The organism is Bifidobacterium asteroides (assembly GCF_048001765.1).
Lineage (GTDB): Bacteria > Actinomycetota > Actinomycetes > Actinomycetales > Bifidobacteriaceae > Bombiscardovia > Bombiscardovia asteroides_K.
Genome location: NZ_CP181447.1, coordinates 1,700,185 through 1,716,436, shown reverse-complemented (window position 1 = coordinate 1,716,436; position 16,252 = coordinate 1,700,185). Strand labels below are relative to the sequence as shown.

16 protein-coding genes and 1 tRNA gene are annotated in these 16,252 nt (G+C 61.7%); 9 read left to right on the top strand and 8 right to left on the bottom strand.

Annotated features, from left to right (window positions below; all coding sequences use genetic code 11):
- Nucleotides 1–27 precede the first annotated feature (27 nt).
- The 4 genes from ACNAOV_RS07030 to radA all read right to left on the bottom strand — a co-directional run bounded on the left by ACNAOV_RS07030 (nt 28) and on the right by radA (nt 4,072).
- A complete protein-coding gene (locus ACNAOV_RS07030) occupies nt 28–795 on the bottom strand; it encodes an amino acid ABC transporter ATP-binding protein (RefSeq protein ID WP_416517163.1) in 768 nt (255 codons plus the stop codon).
- Entirely contained in the window at nt 792–1,649 is an 858-nt protein-coding gene (locus ACNAOV_RS07025; RefSeq protein ID WP_416517162.1) for an amino acid ABC transporter permease, read from the bottom strand. Before ACNAOV_RS07025 ends, ACNAOV_RS07030 begins: the two co-directional genes overlap by 4 nt.
- 25 nt (nt 1,650–1,674) lie before the next feature.
- Nucleotides 1,675–2,538 (bottom strand): ABC transporter substrate-binding protein, encoded by an 864-nt coding sequence (locus ACNAOV_RS07020; protein WP_416517161.1) that lies wholly within the window; start codon nt 2,536–2,538, stop codon nt 1,675–1,677.
- A 124-nt stretch (nt 2,539–2,662) separates the two neighbouring features.
- Nucleotides 2,663–4,072 carry a DNA repair protein RadA gene (radA, locus tag ACNAOV_RS07015; protein ID WP_416517160.1) on the bottom strand — a complete coding sequence of 470 codons (1,410 nt, stop codon included), beginning with the start codon at nt 4,070–4,072 and terminating at the stop codon, nt 2,663–2,665.
- Nucleotides 4,073–4,162: 90 nt separating this feature from the next.
- On the opposite strand from radA, the gene ACNAOV_RS07010 reads away from it, so the two are divergent.
- Nucleotides 4,163–4,816, top strand: coding sequence for a hypothetical protein (locus tag ACNAOV_RS07010; RefSeq protein WP_416517159.1), 654 nt, complete (start codon nt 4,163–4,165; stop codon nt 4,814–4,816).
- A gap of 67 nt (nt 4,817–4,883) precedes the next feature.
- On the top strand, nt 4,884–4,973 hold the full coding sequence (locus tag ACNAOV_RS07005; protein ID WP_004268639.1) for a 30S ribosomal protein bS22: 90 nt from the start codon (nt 4,884–4,886) through the stop codon (nt 4,971–4,973).
- Between the two features lie 155 nt (nt 4,974–5,128).
- On the opposite strand, the gene rpiA is transcribed toward ACNAOV_RS07005, so the two are convergent.
- The 4 genes from rpiA to ACNAOV_RS06985 all read right to left on the bottom strand — a co-directional run bounded on the left by rpiA (nt 5,129) and on the right by ACNAOV_RS06985 (nt 9,860).
- Nucleotides 5,129–5,827 carry a ribose-5-phosphate isomerase RpiA gene (rpiA, locus tag ACNAOV_RS07000; RefSeq protein WP_416517158.1) on the bottom strand — a complete coding sequence of 233 codons (699 nt, stop codon included), beginning with the start codon at nt 5,825–5,827 and terminating at the stop codon, nt 5,129–5,131.
- 106 nt (nt 5,828–5,933) lie between these two features.
- Nucleotides 5,934–6,929 carry a ribonuclease H family protein gene (locus tag ACNAOV_RS06995; RefSeq protein ID WP_416517157.1) on the bottom strand — a complete coding sequence of 332 codons (996 nt, stop codon included), beginning with the start codon at nt 6,927–6,929 and terminating at the stop codon, nt 5,934–5,936.
- Nucleotides 6,930–7,015: 86 nt separating this feature from the next.
- Nucleotides 7,016–8,689 carry a phosphoglucomutase (alpha-D-glucose-1,6-bisphosphate-dependent) gene (pgm, locus tag ACNAOV_RS06990; protein WP_416517156.1) on the bottom strand — a complete coding sequence of 558 codons (1,674 nt, stop codon included), beginning with the start codon at nt 8,687–8,689 and terminating at the stop codon, nt 7,016–7,018.
- A 76-nt stretch (nt 8,690–8,765) separates the two neighbouring features.
- Nucleotides 8,766–9,860 (bottom strand): diacylglycerol/lipid kinase family protein, encoded by a 1,095-nt coding sequence (locus ACNAOV_RS06985; protein ID WP_416517155.1) that lies wholly within the window; start codon nt 9,858–9,860, stop codon nt 8,766–8,768.
- Nucleotides 9,861–10,080: 220 nt separating this feature from the next.
- On the opposite strand from ACNAOV_RS06985, the gene ACNAOV_RS06980 reads away from it, so the two are divergent.
- The 7 genes from ACNAOV_RS06980 to ACNAOV_RS06950 all read left to right on the top strand — a co-directional run bounded on the left by ACNAOV_RS06980 (nt 10,081) and on the right by ACNAOV_RS06950 (nt 16,250).
- The gene (locus tag ACNAOV_RS06980) at nt 10,081–10,758 is read left to right on the top strand and encodes a serine dehydratase beta chain (RefSeq protein ID WP_416517154.1); all 678 of its coding nucleotides are present in this window, start codon (nt 10,081–10,083) and stop codon (nt 10,756–10,758) included.
- A gap of 12 nt (nt 10,759–10,770) precedes the next feature.
- Nucleotides 10,771–11,646, top strand: coding sequence for an L-serine ammonia-lyase, iron-sulfur-dependent, subunit alpha (gene sdaAA, locus ACNAOV_RS06975; RefSeq protein ID WP_416517153.1), 876 nt, complete (start codon nt 10,771–10,773; stop codon nt 11,644–11,646).
- Nucleotides 11,647–11,797: 151 nt separating this feature from the next.
- Nucleotides 11,798–13,084 (top strand): serine--tRNA ligase, encoded by a 1,287-nt coding sequence (gene serS / locus ACNAOV_RS06970; protein WP_416517152.1) that lies wholly within the window; start codon nt 11,798–11,800, stop codon nt 13,082–13,084.
- 93 nt (nt 13,085–13,177) lie between these two features.
- A tRNA-Ser gene (locus ACNAOV_RS06965) sits at nt 13,178–13,262 on the top strand.
- A gap of 190 nt (nt 13,263–13,452) precedes the next feature.
- On the top strand, nt 13,453–13,950 hold the full coding sequence (locus ACNAOV_RS06960) for a hypothetical protein (RefSeq protein WP_416517151.1): 498 nt from the start codon (nt 13,453–13,455) through the stop codon (nt 13,948–13,950).
- Nucleotides 13,951–14,128: 178 nt separating this feature from the next.
- Nucleotides 14,129–14,560: a YbaK/EbsC family protein gene (locus ACNAOV_RS06955; protein WP_416517150.1), complete on the top strand. Its 432-nt coding sequence runs from the start codon at nt 14,129–14,131 to the stop codon at nt 14,558–14,560.
- Nucleotides 14,561–14,690: 130 nt separating this feature from the next.
- Nucleotides 14,691–16,250, top strand: a complete 1,560-nt coding sequence (locus tag ACNAOV_RS06950) for a ClC family H(+)/Cl(-) exchange transporter (RefSeq protein WP_416518176.1) — start codon at nt 14,691–14,693, stop codon at nt 16,248–16,250.
- The last annotated feature ends 2 nt before the right edge of the window (nt 16,251–16,252 follow it).

Below are 16,252 nucleotides of genomic sequence, written 5' to 3'. Positions count from 1 at the left end.
GCTGTAAAGCTGAAAGTACTTTGTAACTCACAGCCCCCGGAAGTGGCTGAAGAACTCCCTGGTGCGTGGATTCTCAGACTCGTCCATGACCTCTTGTGGCGTGCCGTTCTCGGCGATGACACCGTCCAGCAGCAGAACCACCCGGTTGGCCGCATGATGGGCGAAACTCATCTCGTGGGTGGCCATGAGAATGGTGGTGCCACCGGCGGTCAGCTCCGAGACCATAGCCAGGACCTCGCCCACCAGCATGGGGTCCAGGGCTGAGGTGATCTCATCCAGCAGAAGCAGTTCAGGGTCGGTCATCAGGGCTCGGACGATGGCCACACGCTGCTGTTGACCGCCGGAGAGCTGGTCTGGGTAGGCTCCGGCTTTCTTCCTCATGCCGATTCGATCCAGCAGTTCCAAAGCACGTTCCCTAGCCTGGTCCTTGGGCATGCCATGAACCTTGATGGCTCCCAGAGTCACATTTTTCAGGACGTTCATGTGGGGAAAGAGGTTGAACTGCTGAAAGACCACGCCTATTCTGGCCCGGCAGGCATCCTGGTTGATCCTGGGATCGGTGATGTCGGTTCCGCCCAGCCAGATTCTACCGTCGTTGACGGTCTCCAGCAGATTGATGCACTTCATCAGGGTGGACTTGCCCGACCCGGAGGGACCCAGCAGGGCCACGGTCTCATGAGGCATGATGGTCATGGAGATGCCGCGCAGGACCTTGTTGCCCCCAGGGTAGGTTTTTCGCACATCCTCCAGACGGAGCACCGGCTGATCCTGATCGGTGCCTGCCTGTTCGCTCATACCATGCCTCCGCTCTGTTCGCGCTTGCGCAGCCGGTTGGAATACCAGTCGTTGAGAAGAATGAAGGGGACCGAGGTGGCGATGAAGAGCACCGAGGCCACCACGTAAGGGGTGAAGTTGTAGGAGGTGGCCACAATGATCTGGGCCGCTCTGACCGCGTCTACGGCTCCCAGAACCGAAATCAGCCCCACGTCCTTTTGCATGGAGATGAAATCGTTCATCAGTGCCGGAGCCACCTTGCGCAGGGCCTGGGGGATGACTACCAGACGCATGGTCTGCCCGGAGGTCAGGCCCAGGGAGCGTGCTGATGCCCTCTGGGAAGGGCTGACATCCTGGAAGCCGGCTCTCAGCACCTCGGCGATGTATGCCGAATAGGAGAGGATGACCGCCACGGTGCCCAGCAGTGCAGCCGGAATCCGGTTGAAGATGGCCAGTCCGGGGATGCCGAAGCCTATCAGGTAGAGGACCACAATCATGGGGATGCCCCGCATGATCGTGGTATAGACCTGGGCCAGCACCCGCAGGGGGAAGAGCAGTGGGTTCCGGCTGGTGCGGATCATGGCCAACAGGGTGCCCAGCAGGGCCACGCCGATGACTGCGAAGAAAAGGACCTCCAGATTGAGCCAGAGCCCTTGGAGGACCTTGGGGAAGGCTTGAGCGAAGTAGGCGCCGGAGAAAAACGACTGCTTGACTCGGGGCCAGCCGGGTGAGGCGTGCAACCCCAGGGCGATCAGCAGGGCCAATACAAGCGTACTGGCGATGCTGACCGCCACGGAGCGCAGATTCTGTCGACGGCCGTAGCGTTCCCGTTCCCGTTGGATATCGCTGACCGCGTACCGTGCCGAGGTGGCCATGAACGACAAGGTTTCCTTTCTTCTCTCAGCCCAGGGTAGGCAGGGAGGTGTAGACGTGCAGCCACTGCTTCTGCAGCTTGTCCAGGGTTCCATCCTTCTTCAGGGCGGTGACAGCCTTGGAAGCGGCCGGGGTCAGCTTGGAGCCCTTGGGCAGGACTATGCCCATGCCCTCCGGGTCCTGCGAGCCCTTGATCTGCCCGAGGATCTTGGCGTTCTTGACCTGCCCGGAATCGACCATGGTCACGGCTGAGGGAGTGTCCACGACAAGCGCGTCGATCTGATTGGCATCCAAGGCCTGGGACGAAGCCACGTCGTCGTTGAAGGTGTCGATGTCAGGCTTGACCAGCTTGTGAGCCATCTCGTATGAGGTGGAGCCGACCATGGCCCCTATCTTGGCGTCCTTGATCTGGGCGAGGGAGGTTGCGGAAGCGTATGGAGAATTGTTTCTGACTACCAGCGACTGGGTGGAGTTGTAGTAGCTGGGTGTGAAGTCCACAGCCTGCCGACGCTCCGGGGTGATGGAGAACTGCTGGATGTTCAGGTCGTAGTCCTTGCTTCCCGGGGCGATGGCGGCATCGAAGGTGGTCCGGGTCCAGGTGACGTGTGCCTTGTCGAAGCCCATTTTCTCTGCTACGGCATAGGCCACGGCCGCCTCGTAGCCCTTGCCGGATTCGGGCTTGTTGTCCTGCACGTATGGGGCGTATGCCGGGTCTCCGGTGGCAATGGTCAGGGTGCCGGGCTTGATGGTCTGCTGGGTGATGTCCTGCTTGTCTGCTGACTGCCCGCTGTTGCTCGATGAGGAGCCACAGGCCGCGCCGGCCATGAGCGTGACTGCCGTGAGTGCGGCCGCTGTCAGCCTGCGTATGGTTTTCCTGGTGAAGATGGTCATGCTGATCTGCTCCTCGCGATGATGATGGGTGTCGGTCTTCCAGCGACTCCATCCTAGTCCGGCAGGTTAACGAGTCGGCAGGTGAACGCCATATGATGCGATAGGAGACCAGCGGCCATCGGGTTCAGACCAGGTCCAAGGCCTCCAGGGCTTCGGCCAGATAGGTGACCTCGACCACCTCTAGTCCTTGAATGGACTTTCGGCCTCCTGAGTGCCGGTCGGGCGGGACCAGTGCCCGGGTGAATCCCAGCCGGGCAGCCTCCTGCAGCCGGTGGTTGAGCTGAGGCACCGGCCTGACCTGTCCGGTCAGGGATATCTCGCCCATGGCACAGGTTGTGCGCAGGATGGGCCGGGACTTGGCTGCACTGGCCAGGGCGGCCACGATGGCCAGGTCGCACCCGGGCTCCTTGGCCAGTCCGCCGGCGATGGTGGACACGTACAGGTCCCGTGTCAACAGGTTGACGCGGCCGTGGCGGTAGAGCACCGCAGCCAACATGGCCAGGCGGTTGGCGTCGATTCCGTTGGTGTTGCGACGGGGTGTGGGTAGTACAGAGGTGGTGACCAGGGCTTGGATCTCGATGGGCAGACTGCGGTGGCCGTCCAAGGTGAAGGTCACGCAGGTGCCCTCCACCTCCTGCCCGGTCGTGGACAGGAAAAGCCCCGTAGGATCGCTGACCTCCTCGATGCCCTGCTCGCCCATGTCGAAGCAGCCCACCTCGTCGGTGGGGCCGAACCTGTTCTTGACGGCCCTCAGTAGGCGCAGGGCGGTTTGGGAGTCGCCCTCGAACTGGCAGACCACATCGACCAGATGTTCCAGAGTCCGCGGCCCGGCGATGGAGCCGTCCTTGGTCACGTGGCCGACCAGGAGGATGGGGATGTCGTGCGACTTGGCCATGTCGATCAGGCTGATGGCCACCTCGCGCACCTGGGTGGATCCTCCGGCAATGCCATCAACCTGGCTGGAGACGATGGTCTGGGCGGAGTCCACAATGGCCAGTGCCGGCTTCTCGCGCTCGATCAGCCCCAGCACTGTGGCCAGGTCGGTGGTCGAAGCCAGCAGCAGTGAATCCTTGAGCGCTCCCACCCGACTGGCCCGCATCCGGACCTGGGCCTGGGACTCCTCGCCTGATACGTAGAGCACTTTGCTCCCCTCGCTGCCCCGGTCTGCCACCCGGCCGGCGGTCTCCAGCAGGAGGGTGGACTTACCGATGCCCGGCTCACCGGCCAAGAGAATGACCGACCCGGGTACGATGCCCCCGCCCAGGACCCGGTCGAACTCCTCGAATCCTGTAGGAATGCGCTTTACCTGGTCCGTGCCTACCCGGGTGATAGGCCGGGCCAGGCCAGTCTTCGGGGGCGCAGGTGCCGTATGGCTGCCGCCGGAAGAGGACAGACCCCCGCCTGCACCTACGACACGGGCTTCGTGAAATTCCTCGATGGTTCCCCACTGGCCGCATTCCGGGCAGCGTCCGAACCATTTGCCGCCGGTCCAGCCACACTCCGTGCACACGTATTGCGTCGTCGTCTTGGCCATACCTGCACGCTATCGGGATTCAGGGACGAGTAGCTGGGCTTTTACGTCATCTTCGCAGTGCCGACACCCTGCCCATGAGAGAATGGAGACATGGCTGACAATCCTTCTGCACCCCTGTCCTCTTCCTCTGACTCCTCCGCGCACGCCAAGCAGCGCCGTCGACGGATCGGTCTGGTCATCGCCCTGGCGGCGGTGGTGGTCCTAGTGCTCCTATCGGCCTTTGTCTGGCCTCACTGGGCGGTGCGCAGCCAGGAGCCCGTCGCTCAGGCTTCGGCCTCCGCATCTTCGCAGCCTTCGCAATCCAGCAGTCCCAAGGCCACTGCGGTGCCCCTGCCCGATTCGGCCTCCGAGCTGCTCAAGGCCATGCCCGATACGGTAGGCGAGTTCGCCCGCGTCAAGGCGGATTCTGATAGCGAGTGGAGCACCCATACACCTATTGAGGAGTACAACCTGGTCTACTCCACCGGCAAGTCGGGCGGGGATGTGACCCTTCACCTGGCTCAGTGGTCCAGGAGCGAGGATGCCAAGGCACTCTATGACAGCCAGTCCACGGGCATGTCCGGTAAGGAGCTGGCCTCGGGCAATGTTCGTAGCGGCGGCACGGTCACCGGATCCTACCTGGAGAAGGCGGATGGCGACGACGAGCACAAGGCCCTGGTCATCTGGCAGAATGATACAGTGGTCTTCCGTGCCCAGGGCCAGCGGACTGCGCTGGAGGCTTTTTACAAGGCCTTCCCGCTTTAGTCGTCCCGTAAGCGGTGTACGATAAGCAAGTTGGACACTTCCAGGTAACTAAGGATCGGAGGCTCGGATGGGTTCTGTCATCAAGAAGCGCCGCAAGCGGATGAGCAAGAAGAAGCACCGCAAACTGCTGCGCAAGACTCGTCACCAGCGCAAGTAGCTTTATGACTTATGGCCCATCAGGGTCAACGAAGCCCCCCGCATCGAATGGACGCGGGGGGCTTCATGTTCATATCATCGCTGGTCATCGTGGCCAGCCGGATGCTCCCAGGCTTTTAGGTGCCGTCAGCCGGGAGGCAAGATGTTCGCTGATGATCACTTGTTGGCGTTGGTCATGACCCGGGGCCCGTTGGGGTCGCCCACGATGACTGTGTCGACCATGTTGAGGAAGAGGCCGTGTTCCACGACACCCACGGTTGTGATCAGGTCCTGGGCCAGATCCTGCGGGTGCTCGATCCGATCCAGATGCAGATCGATGATGTGGTTGTGCTCGTCGGTCAGAACCGGCTGCCCCTGGCCGTCCAGTCGCAGGACCGGGTTGTATCCGCGCTCCTTGAAGCGATCCAGGACGTGTCGCTCGCCGAAGGGGATGACCTCCACTGGCAGGGGGAAGCGGCCGATGGTGTCGACCACCTTGGACTCGTCCACAATCCAGACGATCTTTCGGGAGTTGACTGCCACTATCTTCTCCCAGAGCAAGGCTGCGCCGCCGCCCTTGATGCCGTTGAAATCCTTGTCGACCTCGTCGGCGCCGTCAATGGTGACATCGATGTGATCCACCTGGTCGATGTCGACGATGTGGATTCCGTAGCCTTCAGCCTGCTCCTTGGTCCGCCGGGAGGTGGTCACGCCGGTGAACTCCAGGCCCTCTTCCTTGACGCGCCGTCCCAGTTCATCCACGAAGAACCGGACTGTGGATCCGGTGCCCAGTCCGGCGGTCATGCCGTCCTCGACCAGCTTGGCTGCCTCGATGCCGGCGGCCTTCTTCAGTTTGTCCTGCTCGGTCTTGTCCATACACGCTCCTTCATGCCCGCATGTACTCAACGACTGATGTCTGCGGGTCTTGTTGATTCAGGTTCACTCCAGTGTAGACGATGGCCCCTGACGGTCCATGATCCCCTCAGTCCCTCACTTCGATTGCGTGTAGACGAAAAGGTGCCTCATGGATGGTCACGTATCCGTCAGGGTCGATGTCAGCGTCCAGATCGATGCTGCCGACGATGTGCAGGTCCTGTCCGGTGAACATGCTGCTGCCGGATGGGGGTGGCGTGATGCGGATGCGGCCGCTGGCTCTCAGCCCCCGGGCGCCGGAATTCTTGGTCTCCTGGTCAACAGTGTCGGTATTTGAAGTGTCCTTCAAATCCGGTGAGACTTCGTCTTCCTGACCATCGGCTATGTCGGGGTCGGGTGTGACATTGGCTGCGTCAGCCGTCGCTGCCACAGATTCGGCCTGTTCGGAATCCACAGCCTCGGACTCGACGGCGATTTCAGCCAGGTCTTTCTGATCTTCCTGGTCCAGGCGAACCTTCTTGTGGCCCAGCTCGTCCAGAACTTGGGGTCCTCCGTCCAGCTCAGCCTTGACTGCGGACGGCACCTGAGTGCCCTTGGCGTAGGGGGAGGCCAGCAGCGAGCGCCAGCCTTCGATGGGCAGACAGCCTTCCCGGTCGCCCTTGCCTGCAGCTGTGGCGTAGCCGCGGGCCAGAGTGTCAACTTTCTCGTTGAAGGTGTCGCCGGCGTGGCCCTTGACCCAGACAAACCTGACCGATCCGGTCCGTGCCTGGATCTCCCGGTCGATGGCTTCAATAAGCGGGCGGTTCTTGACCGGCTTGCCCTGTGAGTTCTTCCAGCCCTTCTTCTTCCACCCGGGCACCCAGGTGGTGGAGCAGTTGATGGCGTATTGGGAGTCGGTTTCGATGACCAGCGGGCGCTCGCCTGGATGGGCGCGCAGGGCCTGCAGCACGGCGCACAGTTCGCCGATCTGATTGGTGCCGTTGCTGGCGCCTCCCGCATCCGCGTCGCCGCCCTCGTGATCGGCCCAGGCCCAGCCCATGGGGCCATTGGGATTGCTTAGTGCGCTGCCGTCGGTGGAGACGACCAGATTCTTGTCATTGGTCATGGTTCCAGTCTAAGCAAGAAAACAGAAACCCCCGCGCCAGCGATGGCTGATGCGGGGGAGGGAAGGCAGGCGGTCTTGTCTGCAGCTCAGCCCAGGGCCTTGGCGACCACTTGGTCGGCATCGTCCAGAACCTGGTCCAAGGCCTCAGGGGAGACGAAGGATTCAGCGTAGACCTTGTAGATGTTCTCGGTGCCGGAGGGGCGGGCAGCGAACCAGTTGTTCTGGGTGGTCACCTTGATGCCTCCGATTTTGGCCCCATTGCCCGGGGCCTCGGTCAGCTTGGCGGTGATGGGCTCGCCGGCAAGAGTGGAAGCCGTCACATCGTCGCCGTTCAGCTGGGCGAACTTCTGCTTCTGCTCCAGGGTGGTCGGGGTGTCCACCCGCTTGTACCAGCTTTGGCCGAAGCGCTCCACCTGCTCTTGGTGGAGCTGGGCCGGGTTCTTTCCTGTCTTGGCTGTGATTTCGGCAGCCAGGAGGTCGGGAATCAGCCCGTCCTTGTCGGTTGTCCAGACACGGCCGTCCCGGCGCAGGAAGCTCATCCCGGAGCTCTCCTCTCCTCCGAAGGCCACCTCGCCCTTGAAGAGGGGGTCAACGAACCACTTGAAGCCCACAGGCACCTCGATCAGCCTGGCACCGATGGAGGCAGCCACGCGGTCGATCAGGGAGGAGGAGACCAAGGTCTTGCCGATACCGGCACCCTGGGGCCATCCGGGTCGGTTGCCCGAGAAGAGGTATTCCACGCAGACGGCGATGTAGTGGTTGGGGTTCATAACGCCGGTCCCCGGGCAGACAATGCCATGCCGGTCGGCATCCGGATCAGTGCCACCCACCAGGTCGTAGGAATCCCAGGCCCCGGCGTTGAGGCGATCCACCAGACCCTTCATTGCATATGGGGAGCTGGGATCCATGCGGATCTTCCCATCGTGGTCGATGGTCATGAACCGCCAGGTCGGATCCACCTCAGGGTTGACGACGCCAATGTTCAGGCCGTACTTTTCATTGATCAGCGGCCAGTAGTTGACCGAGGCGCCGCCTAGCGGGTCAATGCCCAGACGGACCCCGGAGGATCTGATCAGATCAAAGTCGATGACATTGCCCAGATCGGCCACGTAGTGCTCCCGGTAGTCGAAGCGCTCCACCAGGTCGGATTTGATGGCATCCTCGAAGGGAATCCGCCTGACCTGTCTGTAGTCGCCCAGAAGCTCGTTGGCCCGTTGGGCGACTGCGTTGGTGGTTTCGGCCGGAGCCGGACCGCCTGTGGGCGGGTCATACTTGAATCCGCCATCAGTGGGCGGGTTGTGGGAGGGGGTGACCACGATGCCGTCGGCCAGATCCTTGCCGGAGAAGCGCTGGGTGCCGTCGGCTGCCCGGTTGTGTGTCAGGATGGCCTGGGAGACGGTGGGAGTGGGAGTGTAGTCATCATTGGCATCGATGCGCACCCGGACTCCGTTTGCGGTCAGGACCTCGATGGCCGTCTTCCAGGCGGGCAGAGAGAGGGCGTGGGTGTCGCGGCCCAGGTAGAGCGGACCGGTTACCCCGTCCTTGGCCCGCTGTTCGGCTATTGCCTGGCTGATGGCCACAATGTGGGCCTCGTTGAAGGATGTGGCCAGGGCGGAGCCACGATGCCCGGAGGTGCCGAAGGACACCCGCTGGGAGGGGATGGAAGGGTCGGGGACGAGATCGTAGTACCTGCCGATCAGATCGTCGACGTTGATCAGATCTTCGGGGCTGGCAGGCTTGCCCGCATTCTGTGCTGTCATGGCTCCCATCATGCCACCCCGGCATGAGAAAGCGGACAGATGCGCAACAGGCTCCTTGGGTCTGAGTCAGAAGGCCTTAGTCAGACTGCGGCACTCGCACGTCCAGGGCCTGGCGTTCCACGCTGAGTGCGATGTGGCGGGTCTCGCCCAGAATATCGCCGTCCACCTGGGCCAGGGCGGGCTTCTCCAAGCGGATTTCCGCCTTGGTCCCCTGCAGCTGGACGATGGTGGAGTTGGTCGACAGGGGGCTCTGGCTGGACTTGCGGGTGATGGTCTGATGCATAACGTCACCGAAGAGGTTGGCCCAGCCGATCAGGCCGGCGGAGGTGTCGATGATTTCGAAGTCCAGGATGCCGTCATCGTAGGAGGCGTCGGGCATCAGGGAGAATCCTGGAATCTCCCCGCAGTTGCCGGCCATGAAGGTGCGGAAGGTCACTGAGGTATTGGTCTGCGTGACTTGGTCGGGCCGGGTGATGGCGATGTCGGCGGTGTACTTGGGTGCGAACAGATGCTTGGCGCCGCTAATGAAATAAGCAAGCCAGCTGACGGTCTTCTTCAGGTTGGGGTCGGTGTCATCGATCATCAGGGCGTCGAAACCGATGCCGGCAATGATCAGGAAGGCGTGACCATGGCCTTGCTCCTGACCGTCTGCATCGAGCAGGGCCATGCGACCCACATCCACCTGGGTGGACCCGTGCGAGGTGGCCACGGCCAGGGCAGCGTCCAGATCGCCTACGGGAATGCCCATGTTCCGTGCGAAGAGGTTTCCGGTCCCGATTGGGATGATGCCCATGACATGGTCGCTGGAAGCCATGGCGCTGGCTACGGTGCGCACGGTCCCGTCCCCGCCCACGGCAACGACTACGTTGGCCCCACGCTCCAGTGCCATGCGGGCACAGGCTTTCCCGTCCCGATCCAGCTGGGTTTCGATGAAGCTGAACTCGCTGATGCCCTTGTTCCGGCAATATTGCTGGATGTGTTCACGGGCGGCGGCGGCCTGGGGCTTGGAGGGGTTGATTACGAAAGCGTAGCTGAGCTGGTCGTCGTCCCGGGCCAGGATCTGCATGGCGAACCTATGCCGTCTTTGGGCACGGACGATCAGCACCACCGCAGTGACGACAATGGCCGCCGCTGCCAGGATGGTGAGGATGACGACCGCTGGAATTGGCATGACTCTATTTTGCGCGCCGTGCCGACCCGATATCTCTGGGTGTGTCCGACGTGAACGAACCCTCTACAGCAATCACGCTGACAGTATGAGCTGATTGAGTTGTGAAAACCGCAAAGTTAAGATGGCACTCGGTCCATGTGGTCCCCTCGGTCTGGAGTTGCAACGGCTCCGTGCGCTGGGAGTCTGGGAAAGCCCGGGGGTGTGGGAAGAGGAGGCAGGCATGGATAAGTACAAGAGCGTGTTCGACATCATAGGTCCCATCATGATCGGACCCTCCAGTTCGCACACAGCTGGGGCAGTGGCCATTGGTCGGGTTGGCCACATCCTTGCCGGAGGTGTTCCGAACCGTGCTGATATTCATTATTATGACTCCTTCGCCCGCACGCATAGCGGTCACGGTACCGACTATGCCATTATCAGTGGCCTGTTGGGTTTTGCACCGGATGACCCCCGGGTACCTGATGCCATTGGCATCGCCCGCAGACAGGGTATGGAGCTGACCTTCCATGAGGAGGACGAACCCAGTCCCATCGACCACCCGAACACCGCTGTTCTGGACTTGCAGGGCCCAGCCGGTCGGGTGATCTACGCGGCTTGTTCCATCGGGGGCGGGACCATTGAAGTGCGGCGTATCAACTTGGACGGCTGTCTGATCACTCCTCCAGGGCTTCTGCCCATCCTGCTGGTGGAACTGGATGAATCCGAAAATGACGCCGGCCGGCGTTTGGAGCACATACGCAATCTGCTACGGGAAGAGGGCGTGACCAAGCGGACCAGATATGAGCCCGAGGGGCCGGCCGGCATGGCGGTGTACGAGTTCGATTTGGACAATCCGCTGTCCGCGCAGCAGCAGAAGCAGATCGCGGATCACTCGTGCCGGATGATTTATATCGACTAGGAGGCATGGCGCATGTTCACTTCGATCGCTGAACTCGTGAGTATGGCCGAAGAGCGCGGCTCGTCGATATCTGAAGTTGCCATCGATGAGGAGGTGCGGCGTTCGCACCAGACCCGTGAACAGATATGGAAGAGAATGGCCAGGAACCTGCAGGTTATGCAGGCTGCCGTCGCCAGAGGGTCCCAGGGCGATGGCGTGTTTTCCAAGACTGGGCTGAGCGGTGGCCAGGCGGCGCTGCTGGAGCATTACCGGAAGACGCGAACCAGCCTGAGCGGTGATGCCATCTTGCAGGCCGTCGAGGCTGCCATGGCTACCAATGAGGTCAACGCGGCCATGGGCATCATCTGCGCGACGCCTACGGCCGGCTCTTCGGGCACCCTGCCCGGAGTGCTCACTGTGCTGAAAAATCGACTGGGGCTGGATGACGATGGGCTGATCCGCTGCCTGTTCACTGCAGGGGCTTTCGGTCTGGTCACGGCCAACAAGGCGATGATTTCCGGGGCTACAGGCGGCTGTCAGGCCGAGGTGGGCAGCGCATCCGGCATGGCTGCCGCTGCAGCGGTTGAGGGCGCAGGGGGCGATCCTGATGCCTGTGCCCAGGCTTTCGCCATAGCCATGAGCAATCTGCTGGGCCTTGTCTGCGATCCCGTGGCTGGCCTGGTGGAGGTGCCTTGCGTAAATCGCAACGCCATCGGAACCGCCAACGCTTTGATTGCTGCTGACATCGCCTTATCGGGCGGCGTCAGCAGGATTCCGCCCGATGAGGTCATCGCAGCCATGAAGTCCATAGGCGAGAGCATGCCCTCATCACTGAGGGAGACTGGTGTCGGCGGGCTGGCGGGCACCCCTACCGGCAAACGGTTCCGCAAGACTGTATTCGGCAAATGATGCGGGGCGGTCGCATATAAGCGACGGATGGTTCCCGTCTGCCTTCCTGTCTCGGCCGCTCCCCATGGCTGGTCGCGGCAGAGGCCATAAGGCTTGGAAAGAGGTGTGCGGAGCCGGTTTTCGTGTCCCCTGAAAGTCATACAATTCAGATATGTTAGATATCAGGTTCATTCAGGAACATCCGGATGTTGTCCGTGAATCACAGCGCAAACGCGGCGAATCGGTCGAACTCGTCGACGAAGTGCTGAAGGCGGACAGCGAGCGCAGGGCTGCACTCCAGGATTACGAGAGCTGCAGGGCCGAGCAGAAGTCGCTCGGCAAACGCATGGGTTCGGCCTCTCCTGATGAGAAGGCCGATCTTCTGGCCCGGACCAAGAGCCTGTCCGAGAAGGTGAATGCCTGCAAGTCAGCCTCTGACGAGGCCAACGCCAGGTACACCGATTTGATGTGGAAGTTCAGCAATGTGGTGGAGCCTGAAGCGCCCGAGGGTGGCGAGGACGACTACGTGGTGGTCAAGAAGATCGGCACTCCGCGCGACTTCGCCAAGGAGGGCTTCGAACCCAAGAACCACCTGGACCTGGGCGTTGGCGTGGCCGGCATCGATATGCGCAGGGGCGTCAAGGTCTCAGGTTCCCGCTTTTACTTCCTGCGTGGAGATGTGGCCCGGCTGGAGATTGCCATGTTGACCATGGCCGTGGACCAGGCCATGGAGCATGGATTCATTCCTACCATTACACCCACCTTGGTCCGCCCTGAGGTCATGGCCGGCACCGGATTCCTGAATGCCCATGCCGATGAGATCTATCGCCTGCGCGAGCCTGACGACCAGTATCTGGTGGGCACATCGGAGGTCTCCTTGGCCGGCATGCATGAGGATGAGATTCTGGACCTGAGCAAGGGTCCGCTGCGCTACTGTGGCTGGTCCAGCTGCTACAGGCGAGAGGCTGGCTCGGCCGGCAAGGACACCATGGGCATCATCCGTGTCCACCAGTTCGACAAGGTGGAGATGTTCGTCTACTGCAAGCAGGAGGACTCCCGCGACCAGCACCAGCAGCTGTTGGCTATGGAGCAGGAGATGCTGGCCAAGGTGGACGTGCCCTACCGGATCATCGACACCGCCGCAGGAGACCTGGGGTCCTCGGCTGCGCGCAAGTTCGACTGCGAGGCCTGGGTGCCCACCCAGGGTCGCTATCGCGAGCTGACGTCAACCTCCAACTGCACCGAGTACCAGGCCCGCCGTCTCAACGAACGCGAGCGGTTGGAGGACGGCTCTACGCGTCCTGTCAGCACCCTGAACGGGACCCTGGCCACCACCCGCTGGTTGGTCGCCATCCTGGAGAACCATCAGAACGCCGATGGCTCTATCGTCATCCCTGAGGCCATGCGCTCCTATGTGGGCGGCAAGGAGGTTATCGAGCCCAAGACCTGGGAGGCCTGAGCCGCCTCTGTCGGAAGCAACCGACATTCCGTTGGTGGTTGGACCAACCTTGATGTCGTATGATGAGTGACGTGCCTAATTGGCACGTCTTTTGGACAGGTGTCTGAGCGGCCGAAAGAGACGGTCTTGAAAACCGTTGTGGCGCAAGCCACCGCGGGTTCGAATCCCGCCCTGTCCGCCTGGTTGATGCCCCGGAGCCATATCCGGGGCATTCTTGTATTCGCTGAACCTTCTGCCCCCGGTCCTGAGGTCAGTAATTGGAACAGCGGTTTGGGCAGGTACCTGGTGTCTACAATGATGAATGGTAGCCATGCTTAATCACGCGAGCCGACCCTTGGGCGCCGACTCTGCAAGGGAAAGGTCGGGTTGTGGATCAATTCATCGCCATTGTCTCTCTGATCGGAGATTGGTTGCTTTTCACATTCCCACTCTTCCAGGGGCTGATGGAGCTGCAGGAATATCAGGAGCTCCTGGACGACTTTGATCAACTCAGCAAGAATTGGGATGAGGTCTCGCCTTGGTGGTGGCTGGCCCCCATCGTCAAGATCCACTTGGAGCGCAAACGCGGGCACGAAATTCTCCGTCAGGCCACCAGGACCCGATCAGAACGGCGACGGGCGCTGAGCTTCCTTGACCAGGCGACTGCCTGGTACTTCGTGTCAGTTGCAGGTTGGTTGAAGATGATTTCCTCCTCTTATGAACTGCTTGAGACCTACGAAGCCAAGGAGAACATATGGTTGCTGGTTCTCCTTGTCTTCCTGCTGACATCCGGCGGCCTATTCAACGCTTACTATCGCATAGACAGGAAGCGGATAGGCCAGAAGGAGGAGGAGCTGAAGCCCGACTCAGAGGTGGCCAACGACTGATAATGCGCTCATGAGACCAGGCGATGACAACACTGAACCTGCCGCTAGAGCAGACCTTGGCGCCCCGAACGGTATAGATGAGAGGCCATTAGGCTTGGGTGACAGGATGATTCCCCTGCCCGTGCGAGAGCTTCTGGATGGTTTGAGGACGGATTGGAGCGTCGTTCAGCATCCGCCCTTGGACACCATCGATCAGGGCATGGAGCTGGGCATTGCTGATCTGCTGGGGCTCTCTGTGGAAAACCTGTCCAAGTTCCTGCTGCTGGAGGATGCTGGAGGCCTGCTGATACTCTTGGTAGCCAAGGGTATAGTGCGGCCTGATTTGCACCAAGTGCGGGAAGTGGTCGGATGCCGAAGGCTGCACATGGCCTCCGCTGCCACCTTGCGTCAATGTCTGGATACGGTGCCGGGTCGGGTCTCGCTGCTTGATCTTGTTGGCCATCGCGGTCAGGTGGATACCGTCGTTCTGGACGGTAATCTGACGGTGACAGACGAACAGACAGCACTGCCATTGGGCTCCGACGATGTGTCCGTCTGCCTTCCTGGCTCCTGCCTGCCGGATCTTGCTCGGAAGCTGGCATCCCAGGTGTTCATACTGCCTGAGAGTTGACGCCGTCGACTCAGCCAGTACTCCTGGTCTCTGCCCTGGGGGATGCTGGAAACCGTTGTGCGTGAAGGAGGGAAGGAGCAGGCCGGTGAGGCTGAATCTGTCTTGGAGAAAAGGGCCATCGGCAGATGAGATGGATCAGACCCATCGTTCCGACCCGATGGGGGTGACCAGACCGGGTCGAGTCAGCCGGTGGCTGGTAGCGTTCAGGGCCGCCTGCTGTGGATTGCTGGTGGGAGTACTGGTGGTGCTCTACAGGCAGGGCATCGGCTATGGCACCAGGTTCGCTCGATGGGCCTACGCACAGATGCGTGACCAACCTCTGATAATCCTTCCTTGGCTGTTGGCCGCCCTGCTGGTCGGCCTGGCCCTGGCCTGGATGGTCCGCCGGGTTCCCATGGCCTCCGGCTCCGGCATTCCGCAGGTGGAGGGTGTGGTCATCCACGGCATGCGCATGCCTGCTCTGCCTGTGCTGGGCGTACGATTTCTGGGCGGTCTGGCCTGCGGCATGTTCGGCCTGTCTTTGGGTCGCGAGGGGCCCTCGGTGCAGATCGGCGCAGCCGGTTCCCAGCTGGTTTCCCGAGGATTGCGCCGAGACCGTGTGGAGGAGACCTGCCTGGTGACCTCGGGCGCGGCTGCCGGTCTGTCTGCAGCCTTCAACGCGCCTTTGTCGGGGATGGTTTTCGCCCTGGAGGAGATCCACCGGTCCTTTTCGCCAATGATTCTTCTTTCGGCGGCCATGGCCTGCCTGAGTGCTGATTTTATCGCCAAGAACCGCTTCGGCCTGCGCCCTGTCCTGGACTTTACGGCTATGCCCCAGTTGACCATTGCCCAGTATCTGCTGATGATCCCCCTTGGGCTGGTGGCCGGCCTTGTGGGAGCTGCCATGAACCGTCTGCTGCTGGGCGCGCAGAGCCTTTACAGCCACCTGCCCTCGAAGCTGGGACCGGTGATCTCCCTCTTCCTGGCCCTGCCGGTAGGATTGCTGCTGCCTGCTGTTCTGGGTGGCGGCGAGGACCTGATCGGCAAGGCGGAGTCTGTCCATGAGCTGGCCTGGTCGGTTGCCATCAACCTGTTGGTTTTGCTTCTGGTCAAGATGCTTTTTACGGCCACTTCCTTTGGCAGCGGTGCCCCCGGCGGCATCTTCATGCCTATTCTGGCGGTCGGCACGCTGACCGGGTCCCTGTGCGGGATGGGTGCGGCCGCCCTGGGGATGCCCGTTCGAATCATTCCGGTCTGCGCGGTCTGTGCCATGGCAGGCACCCTGACGGCCTCGGTCAAGGCCCCCATAACCTCCATCCTGCTGACGGTGGAGATGTCTGGCTCCCTGGTCCATATGCTCCCCGTGGCCCTGTGCGCCTTCACGGCCCTGATGGTGTCCGATTTGCTGCGTGTTGAGCCCATATACGAGGCTCTGCTGGAGCGTTTCCGCCGAGGGCATGCTCCAGATGCCCAGGTTCCTGCCAGGGTTACTGTGGAGTTCCCCATAGAGCATGGCAGCCCGGCGGCTGGTCGTCTGCTGGGACAGGTCCCATGGCCGCACGGATGCGCCGTGGTCGGTCTGCGCAGGGGCGAGCATCGGCTGATTCCCGCTGGTGATCTGCGGCTGCTCGCGGGAGACGGTGTCATCCTGCTCTGTCCGGGTGATCGCCTGGACCAGGCCCGTCGTGTCATGGAAGGTCTCTGCCGCTGACG